This is a genomic window from Lewinellaceae bacterium (assembly GCA_020636105.1).
In the GTDB taxonomy this organism is placed as follows: domain Bacteria; phylum Bacteroidota; class Bacteroidia; order Chitinophagales; family Saprospiraceae; genus BCD1.
In genome coordinates, this window is the sequence record JACJYL010000002.1 from 129,502 (window position 1) to 152,355 (window position 22,854).

Consider the following 22,854-nt stretch of genomic DNA (forward strand, 5'->3'; position numbering starts at 1 on the left):
AATCCCGCACTTGCCATAGCCAGGGCCGTTGGCTGCAATTAAAAATCATGCAAAAAAAATTTATTATATTATTGCTTCTACTATTTCTAGGCTATCAATTAGGATATACTCAAAACATTGGAGACACCTTAATAATTGAAGGCGAATTTTATAGTGGCTTTAATTTGTCATCAACAAATAGAATTAAGCCTACTGAACGCAATAACTGGTTAGAATCAATCAAACCAATTTCTAATAAACTAAATGAAATTGATCATTATTTGCATGCTTTGAATGAAGGGGATACTTTAACAGCGAATGAACTTGTTAGAAAGGATAGTTCTGTATTACAAATACGAAGTTTTGAAGGAAGTTATTATTATATTATGGCTAAGATGAATAACCTCAACATCTTATTTAAACCACTTCTACAGTGTGATTATTTTGATAGATCTGAAGGGTTTCATTTGCTTTCCAGTACTGAAAAGCAATTAACCTCTTTAGAAAAAAGCATGGCTAAAAATAAGCCCTTGAAAGTAAAAATTGTAAAAATAGATTACTGGGAAATGGATAAGACTCATGTATATAAACTCCTTGAAATATTAAAATAAAAAGCAGCCAACATCGCGTATATGCCATGGGCTGTGATTTATCTAAAAACTTTAAAGGTACAGCCCACGTCATATACGCTAAACGTTACCTGCAAGCTGAAAACAGACTATATAAAACGTAAAGACGAACCTAAATTGAAAAAATGGCAAAGTAACTTATGTTACAAACTGTAATAAAACACCAATATAACTTCACATAAATAACTTGAACAATAAAAATCATAAAAAATGGACAATACAAATCAAATCGGACTTGACAACAACAAAGCAAAACATTTAGCCGAAAAACTGAATGAGCTTTTGGCTAACTATTCAATCTTTTATCAAAATACTCGTGGGTATCATTGGAACATTAAGGGTGAAAAATTCTTTGAACTTCATTTGAAATTTGAAGAACTTTATAATGACCTAATCTTGAAAATAGATGAAGTTGCAGAAAGGATTTTAACCTTGGGACATACCCCAAAACACAACTATGCTGACTACCGCACTTCTTCTAAAATTAAGGAAAGTGTTCAAGTGAGTGATGGAATAAAAGCAGTAGAAGATATTCTGTTCTCATTTCAAACAATAATAGTACTACAACGAGAACTTCTGACGATTTCGGCAGACGCAGAAGACGAAGGAACTAATGCCTTAATGAGCGATTATATTCGCTTACAAGAAAAATTAGTTTGGATGTATTCTTCATTTTTAAACAAATAACTTTTAAACAATAAAATTATGAACGGTAAAAATAATATTGCAATCGGCTTTTTAACAATGGGCTTATTTATGGCTTATGGATTTTTATTAATCTACCTTCGAGACTTTGCACCAGGAAAAGAAGAATGGGTAAACTCTTATTCCTTTGGCAAACATTTTGAAACAAGATTAGCACACGTACACGGTAATTTATTTGCTTTCTTAAACATTCTTATTGGTTACTTGCTTTTAAGATTTAGCGATACATTGAGTAATGTTAAAACAATTTCTTGGTTAGCATTAATTGGGCTTCTTATGCCATTGGGCATTTTATCAGAAGTATATTTTGGACTTCCACCAATTTTTGTTTTGATAGGTGCTATCTCAATGACAGTTTCAGTTGTTTGGTTAGGAATTTCCTTTTGGAAAATGAAACAAATAAATACAAATTGAGATGGACATTAGAAAAGTACTTCGCTATCTATCAGCCATTATATTAGTTGGTTTTGGACTACTTACTTTGTTTTTGAGTACGTCTATAATATTTGACCTATTTGGCATACGAGCAAAAGAAGGTAATTATGTCTTATTTGTTGTTTGGTCAAATTTTGTCAGTAGCATTCTCTATTTGTGTTCGGCTTATGGATTTTTAAAATTCAAAAGTTGGACAACTATTATACTTTCAGTAGCTTCCGTAATTTTAATCATTTCGTTTGTTTCATTAAAAATCCATATAAGTAATGGCGGTATTTATGAAACCAAAACAGTTGGTGCAATGATTTTTAGAATAAGCTTGACAATTGCATTTACACTAATTGCATATTTTACCATAACGAACAATAAAGACAATGAACTTAAAAAGTAATCATTCAATCGACAAACCAGTTTCTGCAGTTCCATTCTTTAAAGGAGAAGGTATTGCAACGGCTCTTCAAATATTACAAAATCAGGAACTCAAAGAACACGTAACAAAAGTGCCGGCATTATTAATTTGTGTTGAAGGTGAGGTTGTTTTTGAAAACGAAAAAGGTATTAAAGAAACACTGAAAAGCGGAGAATATGTAAATATTGAACCACTCGTAAAACATTGGGTAATTAGTAAAGTAGACAGCCAGCTCTTACTGCTAAAATAGAAAGAAATGAAAAAAGCCAGCAGGTAACAATGTATATAAAAAATAGGCGAAACAGTAATAGATTCAAGGGTTTTGGCTCGTATCAAACTTTGTGCTTAACCGAAAATTTGGTGCTTCGTAGTCGCCTACTTTTCATATACTAACCGTTATGTATAAGGCCGGGTTAAGTCTAACATTGTCGTAATTGAGGATTATTAATTTTCTGGAAGGACGTCAAAAATGCGCTTACAAAAAATAGCATGTTCCACCCAGGTAGAAAAAATAGAGTTAGAATTAGAATTACGTCAAAAGATAAAAGATCAGAATTTGGACAAATTTATGTGGAATAAAACGATTTCCAAATTAACCGAATCCAAAAAAGAATCGAGCAGAAATTGAGAAGAATTAGATTTCCAAAATTAGGAATGAAATAGAAATTAGAAAAGCGCATTTTGACTTTTTCTAAACGGGACAGAAACCGACTTTTGGAATAAAAAATTACAGATACAGGTAGAAGATTGCTCTGAATCACGGCCCAAATACATAACACTGGCTATAGGTAATAGCTGCTGAAATTGTAAACGCAAAAAATATTAACTTTAAGCAACGGAATTGTTTACGGGAAGGAAGTTACCATTTGGCCGCTACTACCCATAGCCCGGACCGTTACTGGTCAGCTACAAAAAAGATGATCAGACATACAAGCAGAATCTTAGAATTCCAAAAAGCACTTTGACAAGAAATAAATCAGAAAAAAATCGATTCAGAAATCTGTAGTTTTTTAGTTGCGAGATCCACAAATAGTATCTGGAATTTTGAGTTGCGACGTTGAACAAAGGTAAAAGTGATCAGAATTTTGTAACTGGATTTTTAGGTAGATATCCCAAAAAATAAGTAAATTGAATTTCTAAAATCATCCCAATATTTTTAGAAAGTAAACCTGGAACAAAAAACTATGTCTGGAAAACGATTTTCAAATAAGAAAAATACGAAGCGGGAGCTGAATCGAAAAAGCCGAACCAGTAACACTGGCTATAGGTAATAGCTGCTGAAATTGAAAGGCAAAGACATTAACTTTAAGCAACGGGATTGTTTACGGGAAGGAAGCTACCATTTGGCCGCTACTACCCATAGCCGAGACCGTTACTGGTCAGCTACAAAAAAGATGATCAGACATACAAGCAGAATCTTAGAATTCCAAAAAGCACTTTGACAAGAAATAAATCAGAAAAAAATCGATTCAGAAATCTGTAGTTTTTAGTTGCGAGATCCACAAATAGTATCTGGAATTTTGAGTTGCGACGTTGAACAAAGGTAAAAGTGATCAGAATTTTGTAACTGGATTTTTAGGTAGATATCCCAAAAAATAAGTAAATTGAATTTCTAAAATCATCCCAATATTTTTAGAAAGTAAACCTGGAACAAAAAACTATGTCTGGAAAACGATTTTCAAATAAGAAAAATACGAAGCGGGAGCTGAATCGAAAAAGCCGAACCAGTAACACTGGCTATAGGTAATAGCTACTGAAATTGAAAGGCAAAATTATTAACTTTAAGCAACGGGATTACTTACGGGAAGGAAGTTACCATTTGGCCGCTACTACCCATAGCCCGGACCGTTATGTATAAGGCCGGGTTAAGTCTAACATTGTCGTAATTGAGGATTATTAATTTTCTGGAAGGACGTCAAAAATGCGCTTACAAAAAATAGCATGTTCCACCCAGGTAGAAAAAATAGAGTTAGAATTAGAATTACGTCAAAAGATAAAAGATCAGAATTTGGACAAATTTATGTGGAATAAAACGATTTCCAAATTAACCGAATCCAAAAAAGAATCGAGCAGAAATTGAGAAGAATTAGATTTCCAAAATTAGGAATGAAATAGAAATTAGAAAAGCGCATTTTGACTTTTTCTAAACGGGACAGAAACCGACTTTTGGAATAAAAAATTACAGATACAGGTAGAAGATTGCTCTGAATCACGGCCCAAATACATAACACTGGCTATAGGTAATAGCTGCTGAAATTGTAAACGCAAAAAATATTAACTTTAAGCAACGGAATTGTTTACGGGAAGGAAGTTACCATTTGGCCGCTACTACCCATAGCCCGGACCGTTATGGCCAATTATCATTGAGGAAATGAACAAAGAATCAAATACGAATTTTATGACCGGCAAATATTTTATACTTGCAATTTTGGTTATTGTTGCAGGGTATAATATTTATTCGGGATTGGGTGATTTAGTCAGCTCCAGAAATGAAAGGCAAAAGTGGACAGATGAAGAACGAAGTTTGCTAGTTAATAAGTGTATCCAAGAAATCGGAGAAAAAGGAGTTTTATTCCCAGAATTAACAAAAGTTTATTGTGAATGCTCGAATGACAAGATGTTTGCACATTTCACTAAATCTGAATACTTGAAGATATTAAAGAAGCCGAAAGAAGAAAAAATTAGAATTTCAAAACCTGTATTTCAAGAATGTTTGACAGAATATCAAAATTCTATAAAATCGAAAGCCTCAGAAGAATGGAGTGAAAATGAATATGCACTTATGTTAAAGAAATGCATGCAAAATTTAGGAGAAGATGGAGCTGATTATCCAGCTTTGTCAAAAACCTATTGTGAATGTTCATTAACCAAGCTCATTGAATCATACTCAAAGTCCGAATTTGCAGAGGTATTAGAAAAACCAAAAGAAGAATTGGAGGAATTTTCATCATCTTTAGTTCAAGATTGTTTGATCGAATTTAAGAGGGCAATTAAACAAAAAGAAAGGTAAAAAAGATGGAGGGATTTTATAGGACTTTTTCGGACATTATCCAAACTATTGAAGAAGCTTTAGAAAAGGAGCGAATAGTTCCATGTTTAATATTAATTTTTTCGGCTATTGACAGTTTTAGCTTTTTAGCAGAAAAATCTGATCGAACTGGAAGGAGTGTATTTAAATCATGGGTAAAAAAGTGGATGCTTACAAAATATCCTTTACCCTGCAATGAGAATGATATATATGCCGCAAGGTGTGGATTACTTCATCAACAAGTAAGTGAATCTAATTTATCCAAGGAAGGTAGAGCTAAGCAAATTTATTACTCCTGGGGTAATTCTAATCATGAAATCCTAGAAAGTGCGATAAGCAAATCAAACAAAAGAGCTAATGTTGTTGCAGTAAAAGTCGAAGATTTGTTTTGGTCATTCAGAAAAGGATTAACTGATTGTAAAATCGAAATAGGAAAAGATAAAAATTGGGAATGTATATTTAAAGAAAAAGCTAAGAAACTATTTATCAATGTTTCATCTTAAGATAGAAACTGGCCATAATATTAAAGGCTGAATAGTCTGGTGCAACCGACTATTCGGACTTTGTTGAACGAAGCGTAGCCGGAAGTGAAAGAAAAATTCTTTATGGGTTTTCGATTCAAGGCAGGAATTTTATAGAGGAAGGTTTATAAAGATTTATTGGGATTACTTGCCCTGTTGGGGTTAAAAAGAGTGGTTTATCCTTAAATATTAGAGAAAGTTATTTACAAAATACAGCACTTTTTTAAGCCTTTTGCCTGTGATTTCTGCCAGGTAAACATAAAGATGCCAGGGCAGGTTAAGCTGCCAAAGTGAAAGAGGGTTGTTACTTTGAATGAGTAATGGCTGTATGGTAAACCGGCGGATCTTTATTTGCAATAAAAGCATAAACAAGGATCATTTTACCTTTTTGACAACAGGGACAACGATCCACTTTTTGACTAAAGAGTCGAAGTTTAGCCAGTACTTTTCGTTCGGCCCGTTGGAGTAATTGTTTGTGTTTTCGCCCCAGAGCCTTACGGGCTGCAGCTATGTCTTTGGTTTTAGAGGCATTGGCAAGAAAACCGTACTGCCGGACTTTTCGGAATCCCGGGGGAAGGATGTGGAGGCAAAACCTCTGGATAAAATCCTTTCCGGATAACGTCATCACTTTTTTCAGACCACGATCAGCATAGTCTTTGTAGTCGAATTGGACAGATTGCTGATCGATTTGTTTGATCCTGTGATTGGTGATGGCCACGCGGTGAGAATACCGGGCGAGGTATTTAACCACATGTTGAACTCCGGCAAAAGGCTTTTTGGTGTGTACCACCCAATCCTTAGCATAAAGGTTTTCTTTCCAGGGATGATAGCGGGCAGGCTTGGAAGGAAAGTCAGGGGGTAATATTAAAAGGCCCTGCTCAAGTGCCAATCGCATTTGTTTGAGGAAAAAAACTTTGAATACTTTTTTCAGGGCCTTTACCGGATAAAGGAATTTGGCATTGCCGCGTTTGGGGAGTTGCCACTCGTCCTTCGACGTAAGGCCACCATTGGGTACGATACAATGCACATGAGGATGAAGTACCAAAGTTTGTCCCCAGGTGTGCAAAACCATAGTGGCAGCAGATTTAGCGCCTAGCCATTTGGGATCCCTGGCAAAAGTGTTCAGGGTGTACCAGGAGGAACGTAGCAACAAATCATACATGAACCGGGGATTGTGTAAACACAATCCGTTGAGTTCATGTGGCAGTGTAAAAACGACATGGAAGTAGGTCGTTGGCAGGAGTTGATCCTCTTGTTGTATCGTCCACATTTCCTTGTTGAGGCCTTGACATTTTGGACAATGTCGATTGCGGCAACTGTTGTAACTTATACGCAAATGACCGCAGCTATCACAAGCATCGACATGCCCGCCCAGAGAAGCAGTTCGGCAAGCCTGAATAGCCTTAAGCGTGCGTCGGTGGTACTTCGTCAGTTTATGGTCAGGCAGTTGATGTAAAAAACGATCAATTACCTGAGCGACTTCCAGTTGGGGCCTCATTTTGTTTGCAATAAGTTGTCCAGCAAAGAAATAGCTGCCATTCCGGGAATATGAGCATACTTCAGATAGTGTAAAGTAGTGGTGATATGCTCATGTCCCAGCAGGCGTTGAAGCTGTGGCAACGTACCACTGAGGTTGAGATAATGCACCGCAAAAGTGTGGCGCAGGGTATGCGGATGAATGCGTTTTTTTAGCCCGCTGCGACGTACCGCTTCTTTGACAATGAATTGCACACCGCGAATCCTAAGTGGGGTGCCGGGTTCCTTAATACTTTCAATGATTGTGTTTGTGGGAACACTACCTCGAACGATGCAGTATTGACGCAAGGTATTCCGCAACTGATCACCATAAGGAACAGTCCTGGTTTTGCGACCTTTACTATTACGGATGGTGATGATACGCAGGTTTTTGTCGAAGTCGCTTACGCGAAGCCTGACCAGCTCCCGGGTACGAATACCGGTCTCGTAGATAAGTTGAAGGACCAGTAGTTGGCGCATATCGCGGCAGGCTCCAAAAAGTCGCTCCACTTCCTGAAAAGTCAGGACCTCGGTAAAATACTTTTGGAGGCGCGGGTTGGGAATTTTCACTACCAGGTCCAGTCGGCGAATGACTTCCCGGCAATAATACTTGACACCGCATACGCGAAGATTGACAGAAGAAGAACTGAGTTGTTGGTGATCGCGGGCAAAAACGAGGTAGGCTTTAATCTCATCGGCAGAGCAGTCTTCTGGTCGTTTGTCCAGGTGCAGCATTAAATCACGAAGACCACGAAGGTAATTTTGTCGGGTAGCCCAGGCATTATTGGCAAGAGCCATATGGTTATCCATGCGCTGGAGCGCGTCATCAAATTCAGTTACGCCCGTGGGCTTCCAGGTTTTTTTTAACAATCATAATTGATTACTTTAGTGAAACAATGAAAAGAAAATAGTAATTTAATCGGTGCAAAGCAAGTGGGGAGGGATTAGTTGCTCCGTAGGAGCTTTGTTCAACAAAATGGATGTCGATCATACTTTTTTGCCGCGGGCGCAACACAAAAAAGTACGACGCATCCACTGACCGTTGTGTGTAAGTGAAAAAAACAGTAACTGCTCAATGAATAAAGAGATATTTGATAGAGAAATAGTTGAATTAGACAATGTAACTTATGAAGTTAAAGGTCTTCGAAAGGGTGAATATGATTCTCAAGCAATTCAATATGACAAATTAATAAGCAATTATTTTTAAGTAATTGTTCAAAATAAAATATAACTAAAAGGAGTATTTTGAAAAGTTTATGAACAAGGAACTACCGATTGCTGAACAAACTCTATTTACAGCATAGAATAAATCATCAGCAGAATGGTAATCGGAAGGTTTCAGCCATCCTTGTTTCATTTCTTTCCAAAGCCTTTCAATAATATTGAGATGTGGCGAGTATGGAGGTAAGTAAAAAATAAACAAACCTCTTTGCTGCCATACCTCGAAAAGTTGTTTGACTTTACGGGCAGTATGTATTCTTGCATTATCCAGGACCACAAAAGTAAACTTGGTTATACGCAAGGATAAGTTATCCAGGATTTCAATTACAAGATCTGAGTTGATATTTTGCGTTGTCATTTTGTAGATGAATTGATTGGTTCTTGAAAGCAATCCGAAGCAGTTCAGTGATTTGCCTTTGCATGCTTCAATAGCTACATCTTCATCATTAAATTGCCAGCCGTAAGGAACATAGCCTTGTTGAGAAAATTGCGTTTCATCAGCATAATACAGGTCAATGTTTCCAAGTTCAGCTTGCTGTTCTATCAAACTCAAAGATTCTTTTCGAACTTCATATAGTTCTTTATTAGGTTTTCCTTTGGGTCTTAAACGGATTCGTTTCCATCGGCACCCAAGTTTTTTAAAAATCGTTTTAGGGTTAAAACACTGAAGCTTTTTCCTAAATCTTTTTCTAAGTCTTCTTTCGCTAACTTAATTCGTTGCCGTTCATTTTTGATAGCTGCTTTTACTTTGGCTTCATCCTGTTCTTTGTTTAAAATGGGCTTTCTTCCCTGACCAGATTTTGTTTTCAAACCTTCGATCCCATCGGAAAGATACCTTTTGATCCAACTATTTACCGGTTGAAAAGTAACGCCAAAAATATCAGCAATCTGTTGTGAGGTCAACCCTTGATTCTTCAATAAAATCATGTGACATCGCTGGGAAAACACTTTTGATCCAGAATATTTGAATCCTTTTTCCAATTCAGCTTTCTCTGCCGCCGTTAAGTCTAGCTTCTTTGATTTTCGACCCATCTTTTTGGGTACAAATATAACTTATAAATAAATTTGAACAATTACTTACAATAAAATAATGTGGGGTAATTCCCCACAAGACTATTCCAATTTTTGTAAAAAGGGGATTAAACACAGTAGCAATGGAATAATTGTAGATATTGGCTGTGGAACACTTGGCTTTACAAGCAAAATATATGCAGAGACTATCTTACAAGACCTTTATCTTTGTGACCTTTCGTTAGAAATGTTACGACTTGGACGGATTAAACTTGAAAATAAATCAAAAGATATGTCTTCAGTAACTTTTATGCGCTCAGATGCTCTTCATATGCCATTTAAGGATAACATTGTTCAAACAGTTTTGAGTTTTGGTGTATTTCATATTTTTGATAACCCTTCGAGATTATTAGAAGAAATTGTAAGGATATTGAATCCTGATGGTAAATTGTTTATTTCAAGTTTATGTACAGACAGAAAATGGAGTGCTAAATATTTAAAGTTTCTTCATAAAAAAGGACACGTAGCAAAACCACTTAATTCATCTGAAATAATGATTATTGTTGAAAAAAGTGGAATAATTATAAATGAGAGCAAAGTGAAAGGCGGTATGATATATATATCAGGCACGAAAAACACCAACACACAATATTAAAGGCTGAATAGTCTGGTGCAACCGACTATTCGGACTTTGTTGAACGAAGCGTAGCCGGAAGTGAAAGAAAAATTCTTTATGGGTTTTCGATTCAAGGCAGGAATTTTATAGAGGAAGGTTTATAAAGATTTATTGGGATTACTTGCCCTGTTGGGGTTAAAAAGAGTGGTTTATCCTTAAATATTAGAGAAAGTTATTTACAAAATACAGCACTTTTTTAAGCCTTTTGCCTGTGATTTCTGCCAGGTAAACATAAAGATGCCAGGGCAGGTTAAGCTGCCAAAGTGAAAGAGGGTTGTTACTTTGAATGAGTAATGGCTGTATGGTAAACCGGCGGATCTTTATTTGCAATAAAAGCATAAACAAGGATCATTTTACCTTTTTGACAACAGGGACAACGATCCACTTTTTGACTAAAGAGTCGAAGTTTAGCCAGTACTTTTCGTTCGGCCCGTTGGAGTAATTGTTTGTGTTTTCGCCCCAGAGCCTTACGGGCTGCAGCTATGTCTTTGGTTTTAGAGGCATTGGCAAGAAAACCGTACTGCCGGACTTTTCGGAATCCCGGGGGAAGGATGTGGAGGCAAAACCTCTGGATAAAATCCTTTCCGGATAACGTCATCACTTTTTTCAGACCACGATCAGCATAGTCTTTGTAGTCGAATTGGACAGATTGCTGATCGATTTGTTTGATCCTGTGATTGGTGATGGCCACGCGGTGAGAATACCGGGCGAGGTATTTAACCACATGTTGAACTCCGGCAAAAGGCTTTTTGGTGTGTACCACCCAATCCTTAGCATAAAGGTTTTCTTTCCAGGGATGATAGCGGGCAGGCTTGGAAGGAAAGTCAGGGGGTAATATTAAAAGGCCCTGCTCAAGTGCCAATCGCATTTGTTTGAGGAAAAAAACTTTGAATACTTTTTTCAGGGCCTTTACCGGATAAAGGAATTTGGCATTGCCGCGTTTGGGGAGTTGCCACTCGTCCTTCGACGTAAGGCCACCATTGGGTACGATACAATGCACATGAGGATGAAGTACCAAAGTTTGTCCCCAGGTGTGCAAAACCATAGTGGCAGCAGATTTAGCGCCTAGCCATTTGGGATCCCTGGCAAAAGTGTTCAGGGTGTACCAGGAGGAACGTAGCAACAAATCATACATGAACCGGGGATTGTGTAAACACAATCCGTTGAGTTCATGTGGCAGTGTAAAAACGACATGGAAGTAGGTCGTTGGCAGGAGTTGATCCTCTTGTTGTATCGTCCACATTTCCTTGTTGAGGCCTTGACATTTTGGACAATGTCGATTGCGGCAACTGTTGTAACTTATACGCAAATGACCGCAGCTATCACAAGCATCGACATGCCCGCCCAGAGAAGCAGTTCGGCAAGCCTGAATAGCCTTAAGCGTGCGTCGGTGGTACTTCGTCAGTTTATGGTCAGGCAGTTGATGTAAAAAACGATCAATTACCTGAGCGACTTCCAGTTGGGGCCTCATTTTGTTTGCAATAAGTTGTCCAGCAAAGAAATAGCTGCCATTCCGGGAATATGAGCATACTTCAGATAGTGTAAAGTAGTGGTGATATGCTCATGTCCCAGCAGGCGTTGAAGCTGTGGCAACGTACCACTGAGGTTGAGATAATGCACCGCAAAAGTGTGGCGCAGGGTATGCGGATGAATGCGTTTTTTTAGCCCGCTGCGACGTACCGCTTCTTTGACAATGAATTGCACACCGCGAATCCTAAGTGGGGTGCCGGGTTCCTTAATACTTTCAATGATTGTGTTTGTGGGAACACTACCTCGAACGATGCAGTATTGACGCAAGGTATTCCGCAACTGATCACCATAAGGAACAGTCCTGGTTTTGCGACCTTTACTATTACGGATGGTGATGATACGCAGGTTTTTGTCGAAGTCGCTTACGCGAAGCCTGACCAGCTCCCGGGTACGAATACCGGTCTCGTAGATAAGTTGAAGGACCAGTAGTTGGCGCATATCGCGGCAGGCTCCAAAAAGTCGCTCCACTTCCTGAAAAGTCAGGACCTCGGTAAAATACTTTTGGAGGCGCGGGTTGGGAATTTTCACTACCAGGTCCAGTCGGCGAATGACTTCCCGGCAATAATACTTGACACCGCATACGCGAAGATTGACAGAAGAAGAACTGAGTTGTTGGTGATCGCGGGCAAAAACGAGGTAGGCTTTAATCTCATCGGCAGAGCAGTCTTCTGGTCGTTTGTCCAGGTGCAGCATTAAATCACGAAGACCACGAAGGTAATTTTGTCGGGTAGCCCAGGCATTATTGGCAAGAGCCATATGGTTATCCATGCGCTGGAGCGCGTCATCAAATTCAGTTACGCCCGTGGGCTTCCAGGTTTTTTTTAACAATCATAATTGATTACTTTAGTGAAACAATGAAAAGAAAATAGTAATTTAATCGGTGCAAAGCAAGTGGGGAGGGATTAGTTGCTCCGTAGGAGCTTTGTTCAACAATGTATATGCGATAATGCTCCCTAGGCGGTCGCACTACGCATATACTGACCGTTGGCACCAATAACTAATTATACAACCTACTTCTTTCCAATTATCTTGGTTGAAGAAATAGACAGCATTTATGCTGAGAGAAGAAGAATTTTGCTAACCAAATCATACCATCTTTCTTTTATGCCATTCAAAAATAACTACTTTATGAACCGAATAACTCAACTATTTATATTTCTAGTACTTGGTTTCTTGTTCATCCCCACCGGGATGCAGGCACAGCCCTTATCCTGTCCCATAAATCATGGCGGTTTAGTTTTCAGCATATAACCTAATTTCATGGCTCGTAGTAATTTTAAACTTTGCCATAATAATTTTTCTCCAGGCAAAGGTTGAACTTTTGATTTTGCAAAACCTGATAAAGAACCTAAGGCTAAAATAAAATCTGTTACTGTTTTTATTTTTACTCCAGTATATTGTTTCAAAATTTCAATTTCAATTGTATCAAAGACCTCTGCTGCTATTGCATTGGGCTTAGCTTTCCCTATATATGCTAACCACAATAGCTGCCAGGCGACTAAAGAACAAACTTCTAAAGCATGTTTTAACCTAATGAAAACATCAAATTGCAAACGCTCCACTTTTAACCCTGATTTGAGTACTAAATGAAACCGTTCGATAGGCCAGCGTAAAACATAAAAATGTAATACTTCATATGCCTCATCAAAATTATTTACTTCTAAAGTCGTCAATAAATACCATTCAACAGGTGATTTTATTCCTTCCTTTTCTATTTCTTTAACATGGACTAATGTTAAGGAATGGGTTTTACCTTTTTTATGATAAGCAGGGGGATATTCTATTTTTGCTACTCGAAGGGATAACTGCGCCTTCCTTTTTTTTCTGTTTTTTTGACGAGGAATGGTTACTTCTAGCTTCCCTAATTCTTCTACCAATTCTGGGATTTTTGATACTTTAGTTTTATTTCCCTTATAAAAAATATTGCGATTAAGGTGTTGTGCTCGAATTAAAAGTTCAATCGACTGTTTTCGTGACCATGAAAAATGTTCATAAAAATCAGCCTCCCTGTCTCCAACTACAATTACCTGGCCGTGATAGTCCTCAAACCATTCATTAACCCAGTTTTTTGTTCGAATCCATTTGAAACTTTCCTTTTCTTGTATTGAATAGTTATGGTTTTTCTTCTTTCTCCCTGAAGCTCTAGGAGCCCAAATATATTGACCAATCAATCCTAATGGCTCTGCTTCTGTAGTCAGAACCATCGCAGAATGAATATTTAGCCCTTTTGTATTTTTTCCACCAAGACCACCAAGACCTTTAGTGCTTTTGTGGCTACTATAATTCAAATCAGCTGTATCCTCAATTACTAAAATCCGGTTGTGATTTTTACACCGCTCTAGCGTTTTGTGCCGATGCCCAAGTTGAATATCAATTGATTCTTCTTTTGAAAAAAGACGATGTGCTGATTTTCTCACGACTTCTCCACATGCAGATGAAAAAGAATGTTCTGGCTTCTCTTGCAAAGAATGGCACATCTTTACCAAGTTTGATCGAAAACGTTCATCAGGTAATTTTGAATACTCGAGTTCTTCGCTCCAAAATTCTAAACTAGCCGTATTTTTATGCATAATAAACACTTGTATTTGACATAAAAATAAACTTTTTTAAATTTATGGGACAGGATAAGGGCACAGCCTTGTATGGAACTGATCTGGTCCGATGAATTTGACGGCATGGCCCTGGACACCACCCGGTGGAGTCAGCAAATCGGAAACGGCTGTCCGGAACTCTGTGGTTGGGGGAATAATGAACAGCAGTACTATACAGACGCTCCCGAAAATATCAAGGTAGAAAATGGCCTGCTGGTCATTACCGGACGGGAGGATAGCGTGGGAGGAGAGGACTATTCTTCCGCCAGAATCAAAAGCCAGGGAAAAGCCGACTTCCGGTACGGCCGCTTTGAAGCCCGAATGAGGTTTCCCACGACACAGGGGGTTTGGCCCGCCTTCTGGATGCTCCCGACGGAATCCGTCTACGGCGTATGGCCCGGAAGCGGGGAAATAGATATCGCAGAGATGATTGGGAGCAATCCTGGTCAGGCCGTCGGAACCGTACACACCGGCATGCCTTATGACTACAATTCCGGGTATTATGATTTGCCTCCGGGCGAAACCTTCGCCGACGACTTTCACGTGTTTGCCATGGAATGGGAACCCGATTCCATCACCTGGTTTGTGGATGGCATCCAATACCATCAATTGACTGCGGATGATATTGGCCCCTGGGAACCTTTCCAAGAAGACTTTTATCTCATCTTGAATCTGGCCTTGGGGGGGAATTGGCCAGGAGATGTGGACGCCACCACCGTACTGCCTCAGACCCTGGAGGTGGATTACGTACGGGTGTATAACCGGCCGGATAGACTCCCTATAAGGGGTGTTCAACCCGTGGTGGAGGCGGTTGGCCTTCAATACCGCACCTTTGACATTGCTGGAGCCAATTATATCTGGACGGTCCCTCCTGATGCTGAGATTACCTCCGGACAGGGCACCCATGAAATTACAGTGGACTGGGGCTGTACCCCCGGAAATATTTCCCTCGAATTACAAACCGCTTGCGATACTGCGACCCTTTCCTACGATGTGCCCAGCTTTGCGCTTCCGACCCTCTCTGGTCCGGGCACCGTCACAGGAAATCAAGCCGGCATCACCTATAGCCTTTCACAGGCAAGCTCGGGCTCCTTGACATGGGAAGTGCCGAATGGGGCCAGTATTGTCTCGGGACAAGGCACCAACCAAATTGAAGTGGACTGGGGATGTGAATACGGTGATGTGATCGTCACTTACGCCGGCTCCTGCGGCTCCTCTTTTAGTGATACCCTGTCGGTAGCTATCCAAACATATACCATTAGCGGTCAGCCATCCATACCCCCCAATACTACAAACCGCACCTATTCCATTGGTGAGGTACCTAATGCCACCTATATCTGGTCTGTTCCCTCCGATGTTAGTATCATTTCAGGACAAGGTACCTCTACCATAGAGGTCGACTTCGGAACTATGGACGGGGTCATCAGCGTAATAGTTGAGACGACTTGCGGGACGAACAGCTACGATTTCCCTTTTGCGGTTGAAGCATCTTTTCTGTATGCAGATTTTGATGTCGTGGATTTGGAATTCATACCCTATGAAGGTGTAGTATTCGAAGAGGTCGACAACCCTTCACCTTCCGGGATCAATACGAGCAATCGCGTAGGCCGTGTAAACAAAACGTTTGGATCCGCCCCGTTTGCGGGAATTGAAGCAGATGTGTATGAAATAGCCTTTGACCTCAGACCCGTTATGAGTCAAAAAGTATTTTCCAGTGCAACCGGCGTGGTTCGATTCATGCTGGACGACGAGACAACGGGAATGGAAAGAATCAAGGTAGAGCTAGACTACGGCCCCAACGATGTCAATCAATGGGTCCAACTCGTCTATGACTTCACAGGAATACCCTCCGAAGTCTATGACCAACTAAGATTGACTTATAATCACGGGAGTACAACCACAGAATTCTGGTACTTTGATGATGTGATGGGGCACACTGAGGCGATTTTAAGCACCAGTTTGGTCGAATCAATCACAAAGACGATAAAGGTCTATCCCAACCCCTCCTCAGATCTGTTTTTTGTGGATACAAAAGACATTTTCCCAGTGGGCAGCAACTACGATCTCGAGATTCTGGATACACAGGGAAGACTTGTATTAAGGCAACAAGATATTGCTCAGGGGCAACCGGTAGCCTTTGATCTCGGTGCACAACCAACAGGCATGTACTTCCTGCACTTGAGCGGTCAATCACTGCACTATGTCAAGGCCATCGTGAAAAAGGAATAATCGGATTCACCATCTGAGGGCACCCTCTTATGGGAGCTGGGATTACAGTGGTTCCTTTTATTGGAAGAAAATTGACGTTACTTACAATTTTGAAATTGAAAATAGAATTTTAAAAAGGAATATTAAGAACAAACAATCAATGGAAGATTCTACTTATAGTGAAATTGACCAATTCACAGTGGAGTTAGGACTATTAAGGTTTCAAAGAACGGATGGTCAAATTTCAGGCTTTAAGTTTGACTCTGATAGGCTGAAAAATTTAACGTTCCGAAAAATAACTGGTGCCAACAATGTGGATAATGTCCAGTGCCTCCACAAGGTCGGCACCCTCATATCCACCCACGTTATGTATAAGGCCGGGTTAAGTCTAACATTGTCGTAATTGAGGATTATTAATTTTCTGGAAGGACGTCAAAAATGCGCTTACAAAAAATAGCATGTTCCACCCAGGTAGAAAAAATAGAGTTAGAATTAGAATTACGTCAAAAGATAAAAGATCAGAATTTGGACAAAATTATGTGGAATAAAACGATTTCCAAATTAACCGAATCCAAAAAAGAATCGAGCAGAAATTGAGAAGAATTAGATTTCCAAAATTAGGAATGAAATAGAAATTAGAAAAGCGCATTTTGACTTTTTCTAAACGGGACAGAAACCGACTTTTGGAATAAAAAATTACAGATGCAGGTAGAAGATTGCTCTGAATCACGGCCCAAATACATAACACTGGCTATAGGTAATAGCTGCTGAAATTGAAAAGGCAAAGACATTAACTTTAAGCAACGGAATTGTTTACGGGAAGGAAGCTACCATTTGGCCGCTACTACCCATAGCCCGGACCGTTACCAGCCATTGAAATGAAGAGCAGATTCAAAATATTGACACTTTTATTTCTATTTGTAATTGGTTGTAATTCCAAGCAGAATAACAATACCTCTGTCATTGAGAAAACTGACGACGATTCTGTGACTTTTGAAAAATTAACTAAGAATAACAATTCTGCAATTGACTCTAACATTAGTAAAGTTCTTGACTCTCTGAAAATTGATACCGAAATTAAAAGTGCCAAATATTTTATTTACGCTTGTGAGCATTTATTTGACTTTAACTCATTGCAATTTGAATTCAACAATTTATCAACAGGATTTTTAAAGGACAACATAAAAATCAAATCTTATAATAGTGATTTTCTAATTACAATAAATTATGAACAATGGTCAACTAATGGAAATTCAATCAAACTATTTCTTTATAACAATAATTTAAAGGAATTAGGGAATGGAGAATTAATGGGTTGTCACTATCATAATGATGTAATAAAAATTTATGATTGGAACAATGATTCAATTGATGAGATTCAATATAGAATAGATTGGCCGACACAGTCAGTAGCATACATTGAGCATATTGAAGAAATTTATAGATTTACTGAATCATTTGATTTTGAGAATATATTTTGCATTTCTTTGGAAACAAGAGATTGTAGTCCCACGAGAGAAGAAAAAGGTGAAGTTGTAGAAAGGCACTATAAATTTATGAATCAGAAAGAGATAAAAGTAACAGAACTCGTTTTCTCCTTTGACTGTGAAAACTTTGAATGGCACGATAGAATTAATAAGAAGAAAAAAGTAAATTCCAATGAATATTTAATGAAATGGAATGAGAATAAAAAAACATTTGAAAAACAACAGGCTGGTAACAAAGGCTATACCCAATAAGGGTTTTAGTAGTAAACTGAAATTAAGCGCAAGTAATGAACATTAGTAATAAATTGAAACGGAAGCGCTTCGTAATCCCTTACTGGGCATAGCCAAACCGTTAGCAAACATTATAAAAAATTACTCATTAAACTGTAACATTTTACTTCGTCTTGTATCTAAAGGATATAAACACAAAAAACAAGAAAATGTGCACTAAAAGAAAATCAAAATGGTTTCCATTAATTTCAATAGGACTATTAATGGTGGTACTTCCAAATTTCATTGAGCGGATAAGTTCTTTGCATATTACGGATTTCTATAAAAACATATTGATGATAAGCGGAATAATTGTTGAACTTATTGGCGTAATATTAATGAGTAAAGAAAAAAGACAAGCTAAACATCAATAAATAGTTTTAGCAGTATTTTATTAAAACTACGTTATGGATTTTGACGAAATATATAAAAGCTATTCATCAAAAATATTTCGTATTTGTCTAGGATTTTTTAATGACTTTGAATTAGCAAAAGACATAACACAAGAAACATTCATTGCAGTTTGGGTGAATTTGAAAAAATTTGAAAACCGCTCTTCCATTGGAACTTGGATTTATAGAATAGCTACTAATAAATGTCTACGTCAAATTCAAAAAGAAAATTCTCATCCAACTGTAGAACTTCCTGCAAATTTAAAGAATATAGCACCAAGTTTTGAAGAAGATGAAAAACTATCAAGATTACACCAATACATTTCTGAACTTCCAGAATTGGAAAGAATAATTATCACGTTATCATTAGAAGACGTTCCGCAAGAAAAAATTGCAGAAATTATTGGGATTTCACACGCTAATATTCGAGTGAAATTTCATAGAATTAAAGCAAAACTCACAAAAAAATTCAAAGAGAATGGACAATTTTGAAGACATTAAACAACTTTGGAATTCCAAAAACACTTTGGATATTCCTAATTTAGAACATATACAAAATGTTGTAAAAAAATACCAACGCAAGAGAAAACGTAATGCTTTTTTAGTAACTTCTTTATTTGTTTTATGTGGTATAGCTTTTATTTTGATTATTATTCTTCACAAGCCATTACATTGGTCAACCAGTTTAGGAGAAATTCTAATTGCAATAGGATTTTTATCAGGATTAGTTCTGAAGTTAAAATCATTAAAAAATATTTCAAAAAACGAATTGAAATCTAATAGCGATTTCCTTAAAGATTTAATCAAAGACTTCAATAAAAAAAAATCAAAAGCAAATTGGCATTTAATATTTTCAGTTCTTTTGTTAGCAATTGGATATGGATTTTTCATCTATGAAGAGATTAAGGATAACCAACTTGAATTAATTTTAAGTTACCTTGGAATTACACTTTTTGCAGTTGGAATGTATTTTATTTTCAGACCTTTTATGAAAAGAAAATCAAAAAAGAAAATTCAAATAATAATTGATGAAATAGAAAAAACGTTTGCTAACAATGTATATAAAAAATAGGCGAAACAGTAATAAATTCAAAGACAGTATCCTATTAAGTGTGTAAATAAAAAATAGAGGGCTTCGCCCGAATTTTTAGATTTTGACTCTTTCGTCAAAAATAGCAATAAATTGGTTAAGAATAATGGGCCAGTTGCGAATCGGCATGGTCCATTTTTTCGTTATTTCAAAAATCGCTAGATAAACCGACTTTTTCAATGCATTATCCGTTGGAAAAGACATTTTGTTTTTGGTGTATTTTCTGATTTTTCCGTTGAGATTTTCAATCAAATTTGTGGTATAAATGATCGTTCTAATTTCAAGAGGGAAGTCAAAAAAAGTGGTCAGCTCATCCCAGTTATTATACCATGATTTAATAGCGTAAGGATACTTGTGATTCCATTTTTCATCAAAGTCCTTTAGAGCTGCCTGGGCGGCTTCTTTGGTCGGTGCTCCATAAATGGTTTTCATGTCTTTGGCAAAAACCTTACGATCTTTCCAGACAACGTATTTGGAAGCATTCCTGATTTGGTGCACGACACAAATTTGAGTGCTCGTTTCAGGAAAAACACTTTTAATAGTCTGGGTAAAACCGTTGAGATTATCCGTCACGGTAATTAAGATATCTTCTACGCCCCGAGCTTTGATATCGGTCAGTACGCCCATCCAAAAACTGGCGGCTTCACTTTTACCCAACCACATGCCCAAAACCTCTTTCCTCCCGTCTTTCTTGAGTCCTACGGCCAAATAGACTGTTTTATTGGTCACTCTGGAGTTCTCACGGACTTTAAAAACAATCCCATCCATCCACACGATTAGATACTGAGATTCCAGGGGGCGATTTTGCCAGGCAATGATATCCTCGGTCACCTTATCGGTGATTTTGGAGATGGTAGACGTAGAGATGTTGAAGTCATACAAATCCCGAATTTGTTCCTCAATATCGGCATTGCTCATCCCTTTGGCATAAAGTGAAATTACGATCGATTCAATGCCTTTAGCCAGCCTGGATCGTTTAGGAACAATCTGAGGTGTAAAACTTCCATCCCGGTCTCTGGGCACCTCGATTTCAGATTCGCCATAGGAGGTTTTGATTACTTTTTTAGAATTGCCGTTCCGGGCATTTGGATTGTCGCTCCTCTGGTGTTTGGCATAATCCAGATGGGCATCAATTTCTCCTTCCAGCATTTTTTCAATGCCGCGTTTGTGAAGCTCACTGAGGAAAGATTCTAACTCATCCCCAGTCTTAAATTGCTTCAGGAAATCATCGTTTAATAGATCTTCTTTTTTCATCATCAGTAAAGTATGTTTTAAAATTACAAAAAATTAAAATAGGGGGCCATGGCCCCCTATTTTAAAACTTACACACTTTACTGGATACTACCAATTCAAAGCTTGTTGCTCGTATCAAACTTTCTGCTTAACCGAAAGTTTCGTGCTTAATAACCGCCTACTTTTCATATACTAACCGTTAGCCACCATTAAAATAGAAGAATCCTGATCTCAATAATCAATCACAACCATCATTGAAGAAAGAAAAGCATAGCATACTGTAATTTTAGGACCGTATCTTAAAACTTCCATTCCACACCCATATTCAAGTTGAACTGATGTACCCCTACTTTTAAATCATCATCGCTGAATAACTGGTTGTTGCTCCAATTCCATTGAGGGCGAAAAGCAAGTTTGATATGTTCTGATAAATGATAATTAATAAATGGGCTCATTCTAAGACTTAGGCCAAACTTTTCAAAAATAGCAGCTGGATCAGATTGTGAAAAATTGATAACTGAAGATTGGTCATCCAATGTTTTGCCAGACTGATAAATACGGAAATTAAATGCCACTCCACCTGAAATACCATAACTCCATTTATTATTATGTTGAATAAATCCAACCTCCACCGGAATGCTTAATAAGCGGTATTTATTGTAATGTTCTATTTGTCGTATAATTCTAGCACCAACTATTGTATCGCCAAACTGCTCACTGACCGTATTCCCTAAACTGTCAATGAACACAGCTAACAAGGCCTGGGGTTTGAATATTTGACTGTCCCTTTGGGTGCTATATGTGAATTTAGAGTGCAATTGGTGATATTCCAATCCGCTGGAAACCTGCCATTTTTTATTGATGCTCAGGGCGGTAAGAAGTCCGATACTATACCCGGTTTTTCCTTTTTCTGTTTTTTCTTTTAAGGTTGCTGTTTCGTCTTGAGAATGAAAATAAAAATATGGTTGATTAAATCCACTAATAACAGTAAAGCTCCAAGAAAGAGGGATGCCGGAAGAAAGGCCATCCGGCAATAATTTATCCTTGGGTAGCAGCTCCAGGTTGGGAAGGGGGCTTTCCTTTAATAGCGAATATGGCTTTAAAGGCAGTGTTGCCAATTCCAAAGTGTCGCTCAAGGAACGAATGTTTCCATTCAAAACTATGCCGTCATCTGGCAATTTGTCTGTCGCTTCGTTTGGAATACTAAGTTGTGTTTCTTTATTTGTTTGATTATTAGCATTATCTGTAGTTGCTGATATGACTGCGTCATTTACTGCCTGATTTATGTAGTCTTTATTATCTTCGAGTGATGATTTTTTTTTGGTTTGCGATAAAGAGTTTGATGTTTTTTCTTCGCTATTATTTAAATCGGATGGTGAGGAAAATAAAGTCTCTCTTTCCTGGTTATCATGTATACGTAAAGCATTTTTTTTACCTGAAAAATTCTCATTCCTCGTCCTGCTTAATTCATGCGAATTAGATTTTTCGATGTCGATTGGAGCGTTTGGAGAATTAACTTTATTTTCTTTTCCGATTACTTTTGTAGTTTCAGTAATATCATGAGCGTGGTTATTTTCATTGAAGGAAAGGGAGTCCGCAGGTTTAATTTCCGTTATACCATCAATGGACAGTTCATCATTCTGATTGGTTAAGACTGTACTATTTTCAATCTCACCAGGATTTTGTTTAATATGATAGACCACAAGGATGGAAACAGGCACTAACAATAAAAGCAGTAAGCCATGTTTCCAATTAAACGACCACCAACCAGTTTTTCTACCAGTATCATCCAACTCTGAGGCAATCTCCCCCCAAAGACCTTCTACATCAAAGTCATCGCCAGGTAATTCCTGGTTGTTAAATCTATTGGTATATTCTTCTTCTAGATTTTCCATGTTTTAAATATTTAGAAGTACAGGGTACT

General features: G+C 37.9%; 20 protein-coding genes and 1 pseudogene. 12 read left to right on the plus strand and 9 right to left on the minus strand.

The features are described from left to right. Positions 1 to 47 precede the first annotated feature (47 nt). The 7 genes from H6571_17955 (at position 48) to H6571_17985 (ending at position 5,688) form a co-directional block, all read left to right on the plus strand. On the plus strand, positions 48 to 590 hold the full coding sequence (locus tag H6571_17955; protein ID MCB9325628.1) for a hypothetical protein: 543 nt from the start codon (positions 48 to 50) through the stop codon (positions 588 to 590). A 228-nt stretch (positions 591 to 818) separates the two neighbouring features. Continuing rightward, positions 819 to 1,295 carry a DNA starvation/stationary phase protection protein gene (locus tag H6571_17960; protein ID MCB9325629.1) on the plus strand — a complete coding sequence of 159 codons (477 nt, stop codon included), beginning with the start codon at positions 819 to 821 and terminating at the stop codon, positions 1,293 to 1,295. Positions 1,296 to 1,313: 18 nt separating this feature from the next. Further along, entirely contained in the window at positions 1,314 to 1,727 is a 414-nt protein-coding gene (locus H6571_17965; GenBank protein MCB9325630.1) for a hypothetical protein, read from the plus strand. A 7-nt stretch (positions 1,728 to 1,734) separates the two neighbouring features. Continuing rightward, positions 1,735 to 2,139 (plus strand): hypothetical protein, encoded by a 405-nt coding sequence (locus tag H6571_17970; GenBank protein MCB9325631.1) that lies wholly within the window; start codon positions 1,735 to 1,737, stop codon positions 2,137 to 2,139. Further along, complete coding sequence (locus H6571_17975) at positions 2,123 to 2,407, plus strand: hypothetical protein (GenBank protein MCB9325632.1); 285 nt, start codon at positions 2,123 to 2,125, stop codon at positions 2,405 to 2,407. Before H6571_17970 ends, H6571_17975 begins: the two co-directional genes overlap by 17 nt. 2,148 nt (positions 2,408 to 4,555) lie before the next feature. Then, positions 4,556 to 5,167 carry a hypothetical protein gene (locus H6571_17980; GenBank protein ID MCB9325633.1) on the plus strand — a complete coding sequence of 204 codons (612 nt, stop codon included), beginning with the start codon at positions 4,556 to 4,558 and terminating at the stop codon, positions 5,165 to 5,167. A gap of 5 nt (positions 5,168 to 5,172) precedes the next feature. Further along, positions 5,173 to 5,688 (plus strand): hypothetical protein, encoded by a 516-nt coding sequence (locus H6571_17985; protein ID MCB9325634.1) that lies wholly within the window; start codon positions 5,173 to 5,175, stop codon positions 5,686 to 5,688. A gap of 322 nt (positions 5,689 to 6,010) precedes the next feature. Here the strand turns inward: H6571_17985 and H6571_17990 are convergent, their stop codons facing one another. From H6571_17990 to H6571_18005, 4 genes and pseudogenes are all read right to left on the minus strand, one after another. After that, a complete protein-coding gene (locus H6571_17990; protein MCB9325635.1) occupies positions 6,011 to 7,204 on the minus strand; it encodes an IS91 family transposase in 1,194 nt (397 codons plus the stop codon). Continuing rightward, positions 7,201 to 8,091 (minus strand): tyrosine-type recombinase/integrase, encoded by an 891-nt coding sequence (locus tag H6571_17995; protein MCB9325636.1) that lies wholly within the window; start codon positions 8,089 to 8,091, stop codon positions 7,201 to 7,203. Before H6571_17995 ends, H6571_17990 begins: the two co-directional genes overlap by 4 nt. Before the next feature lie 361 nt (positions 8,092 to 8,452). Then, a pseudogene (locus tag H6571_18000) lies at positions 8,453 to 8,911 on the minus strand (transposase). Positions 8,912 to 9,045: 134 nt separating this feature from the next. Continuing rightward, a complete protein-coding gene (locus tag H6571_18005) occupies positions 9,046 to 9,474 on the minus strand; it encodes a helix-turn-helix domain-containing protein (GenBank protein ID MCB9325637.1) in 429 nt (142 codons plus the stop codon). 58 nt (positions 9,475 to 9,532) lie between these two features. Between H6571_18005 and H6571_18010 the strand changes: the two genes are divergently transcribed. Further along, the gene (locus H6571_18010) at positions 9,533 to 10,108 is read left to right on the plus strand and encodes a methyltransferase domain-containing protein (GenBank protein ID MCB9325638.1); all 576 of its coding nucleotides are present in this window, start codon (positions 9,533 to 9,535) and stop codon (positions 10,106 to 10,108) included. Between the two features lie 298 nt (positions 10,109 to 10,406). Here H6571_18010 and H6571_18015 read toward each other — a convergent pair whose 3' ends face one another. From H6571_18015 to H6571_18025, 3 genes are all read right to left on the minus strand, one after another. Further along, the gene (locus H6571_18015) at positions 10,407 to 11,600 is read right to left on the minus strand and encodes an IS91 family transposase (protein ID MCB9325639.1); all 1,194 of its coding nucleotides are present in this window, start codon (positions 11,598 to 11,600) and stop codon (positions 10,407 to 10,409) included. Continuing rightward, entirely contained in the window at positions 11,597 to 12,487 is an 891-nt protein-coding gene (locus H6571_18020; protein ID MCB9325640.1) for a tyrosine-type recombinase/integrase, read from the minus strand. Before H6571_18020 ends, H6571_18015 begins: the two co-directional genes overlap by 4 nt. A 395-nt stretch (positions 12,488 to 12,882) precedes the next feature. After that, entirely contained in the window at positions 12,883 to 14,229 is a 1,347-nt protein-coding gene (locus tag H6571_18025) for an IS4 family transposase (GenBank protein MCB9325641.1), read from the minus strand. Between the two features lie 72 nt (positions 14,230 to 14,301). On the opposite strand from H6571_18025, the gene H6571_18030 reads away from it, so the two are divergent. From H6571_18030 to H6571_18045, 4 genes are all read left to right on the plus strand, one after another. Next, positions 14,302 to 16,479, plus strand: a complete 2,178-nt coding sequence (locus H6571_18030) for a family 16 glycosylhydrolase (GenBank protein MCB9325642.1) — start codon at positions 14,302 to 14,304, stop codon at positions 16,477 to 16,479. A gap of 878 nt (positions 16,480 to 17,357) precedes the next feature. Further along, the gene (locus tag H6571_18035; GenBank protein ID MCB9325643.1) at positions 17,358 to 18,197 is read left to right on the plus strand and encodes a hypothetical protein; all 840 of its coding nucleotides are present in this window, start codon (positions 17,358 to 17,360) and stop codon (positions 18,195 to 18,197) included. A gap of 425 nt (positions 18,198 to 18,622) precedes the next feature. Then, on the plus strand, positions 18,623 to 19,099 hold the full coding sequence (locus tag H6571_18040) for a sigma-70 family RNA polymerase sigma factor (GenBank protein MCB9325644.1): 477 nt from the start codon (positions 18,623 to 18,625) through the stop codon (positions 19,097 to 19,099). Beyond that, on the plus strand, positions 19,086 to 19,679 hold the full coding sequence (locus H6571_18045; GenBank protein MCB9325645.1) for a hypothetical protein: 594 nt from the start codon (positions 19,086 to 19,088) through the stop codon (positions 19,677 to 19,679). Before H6571_18040 ends, H6571_18045 begins: the two co-directional genes overlap by 14 nt. A 75-nt stretch (positions 19,680 to 19,754) precedes the next feature. Here the strand turns inward: H6571_18045 and H6571_18050 are convergent, their stop codons facing one another. Together H6571_18050 and H6571_18055 are read right to left on the minus strand one after the other, a co-directional pair. Then, positions 19,755 to 20,951 (minus strand): IS256 family transposase, encoded by a 1,197-nt coding sequence (locus H6571_18050; GenBank protein ID MCB9325646.1) that lies wholly within the window; start codon positions 20,949 to 20,951, stop codon positions 19,755 to 19,757. A 278-nt stretch (positions 20,952 to 21,229) separates the two neighbouring features. Beyond that, positions 21,230 to 22,825 (minus strand): hypothetical protein, encoded by a 1,596-nt coding sequence (locus H6571_18055; GenBank protein ID MCB9325647.1) that lies wholly within the window; start codon positions 22,823 to 22,825, stop codon positions 21,230 to 21,232. Between the last annotated feature and the right edge of the window lie 29 nt (positions 22,826 to 22,854).

What these genes read in the sequence shown, in the direction of transcription:
- H6571_17955 (MCB9325628.1), top strand. Translation starts at nt 48, where the DNA reads ATGCAAAAAAAATTTATTATATTATTGCTTCTACTATTTCTAGGCTAT.
- H6571_18025 (MCB9325641.1), bottom strand. Translation starts at nt 14,229, where the DNA reads ATGCATAAAAATACGGCTAGTTTAGAATTTTGGAGCGAAGAACTCGAG.
- H6571_17980 (MCB9325633.1), top strand. Translation starts at nt 4,556, where the DNA reads ATGACCGGCAAATATTTTATACTTGCAATTTTGGTTATTGTTGCAGGG.
- H6571_18005 (MCB9325637.1), bottom strand. Translation starts at nt 9,474, where the DNA reads ATGGGTCGAAAATCAAAGAAGCTAGACTTAACGGCGGCAGAGAAAGCT.
- H6571_17985 (MCB9325634.1), top strand. Translation starts at nt 5,173, where the DNA reads ATGGAGGGATTTTATAGGACTTTTTCGGACATTATCCAAACTATTGAA.
- H6571_18040 (MCB9325644.1), top strand. Translation starts at nt 18,623, where the DNA reads ATGGATTTTGACGAAATATATAAAAGCTATTCATCAAAAATATTTCGT.
- H6571_17960 (MCB9325629.1), top strand. Translation starts at nt 819, where the DNA reads ATGGACAATACAAATCAAATCGGACTTGACAACAACAAAGCAAAACAT.
- H6571_17975 (MCB9325632.1), top strand. Translation starts at nt 2,123, where the DNA reads ATGAACTTAAAAAGTAATCATTCAATCGACAAACCAGTTTCTGCAGTT.
- H6571_18050 (MCB9325646.1), bottom strand. Translation starts at nt 20,951, where the DNA reads ATGAAAAAAGAAGATCTATTAAACGATGATTTCCTGAAGCAATTTAAG.
- H6571_18010 (MCB9325638.1), top strand. Translation starts at nt 9,533, where the DNA reads ATGTGGGGTAATTCCCCACAAGACTATTCCAATTTTTGTAAAAAGGGG.
- H6571_18055 (MCB9325647.1), bottom strand. Translation starts at nt 22,825, where the DNA reads ATGGAAAATCTAGAAGAAGAATATACCAATAGATTTAACAACCAGGAA.
- H6571_17965 (MCB9325630.1), top strand. Translation starts at nt 1,314, where the DNA reads ATGAACGGTAAAAATAATATTGCAATCGGCTTTTTAACAATGGGCTTA.
- H6571_17990 (MCB9325635.1), bottom strand. Translation starts at nt 7,204, where the DNA reads ATGAGGCCCCAACTGGAAGTCGCTCAGGTAATTGATCGTTTTTTACAT.
- H6571_18045 (MCB9325645.1), top strand. Translation starts at nt 19,086, where the DNA reads ATGGACAATTTTGAAGACATTAAACAACTTTGGAATTCCAAAAACACT.
- H6571_18030 (MCB9325642.1), top strand. Translation starts at nt 14,302, where the DNA reads ATGGAACTGATCTGGTCCGATGAATTTGACGGCATGGCCCTGGACACC.
- H6571_18015 (MCB9325639.1), bottom strand. Translation starts at nt 11,600, where the DNA reads ATGAGGCCCCAACTGGAAGTCGCTCAGGTAATTGATCGTTTTTTACAT.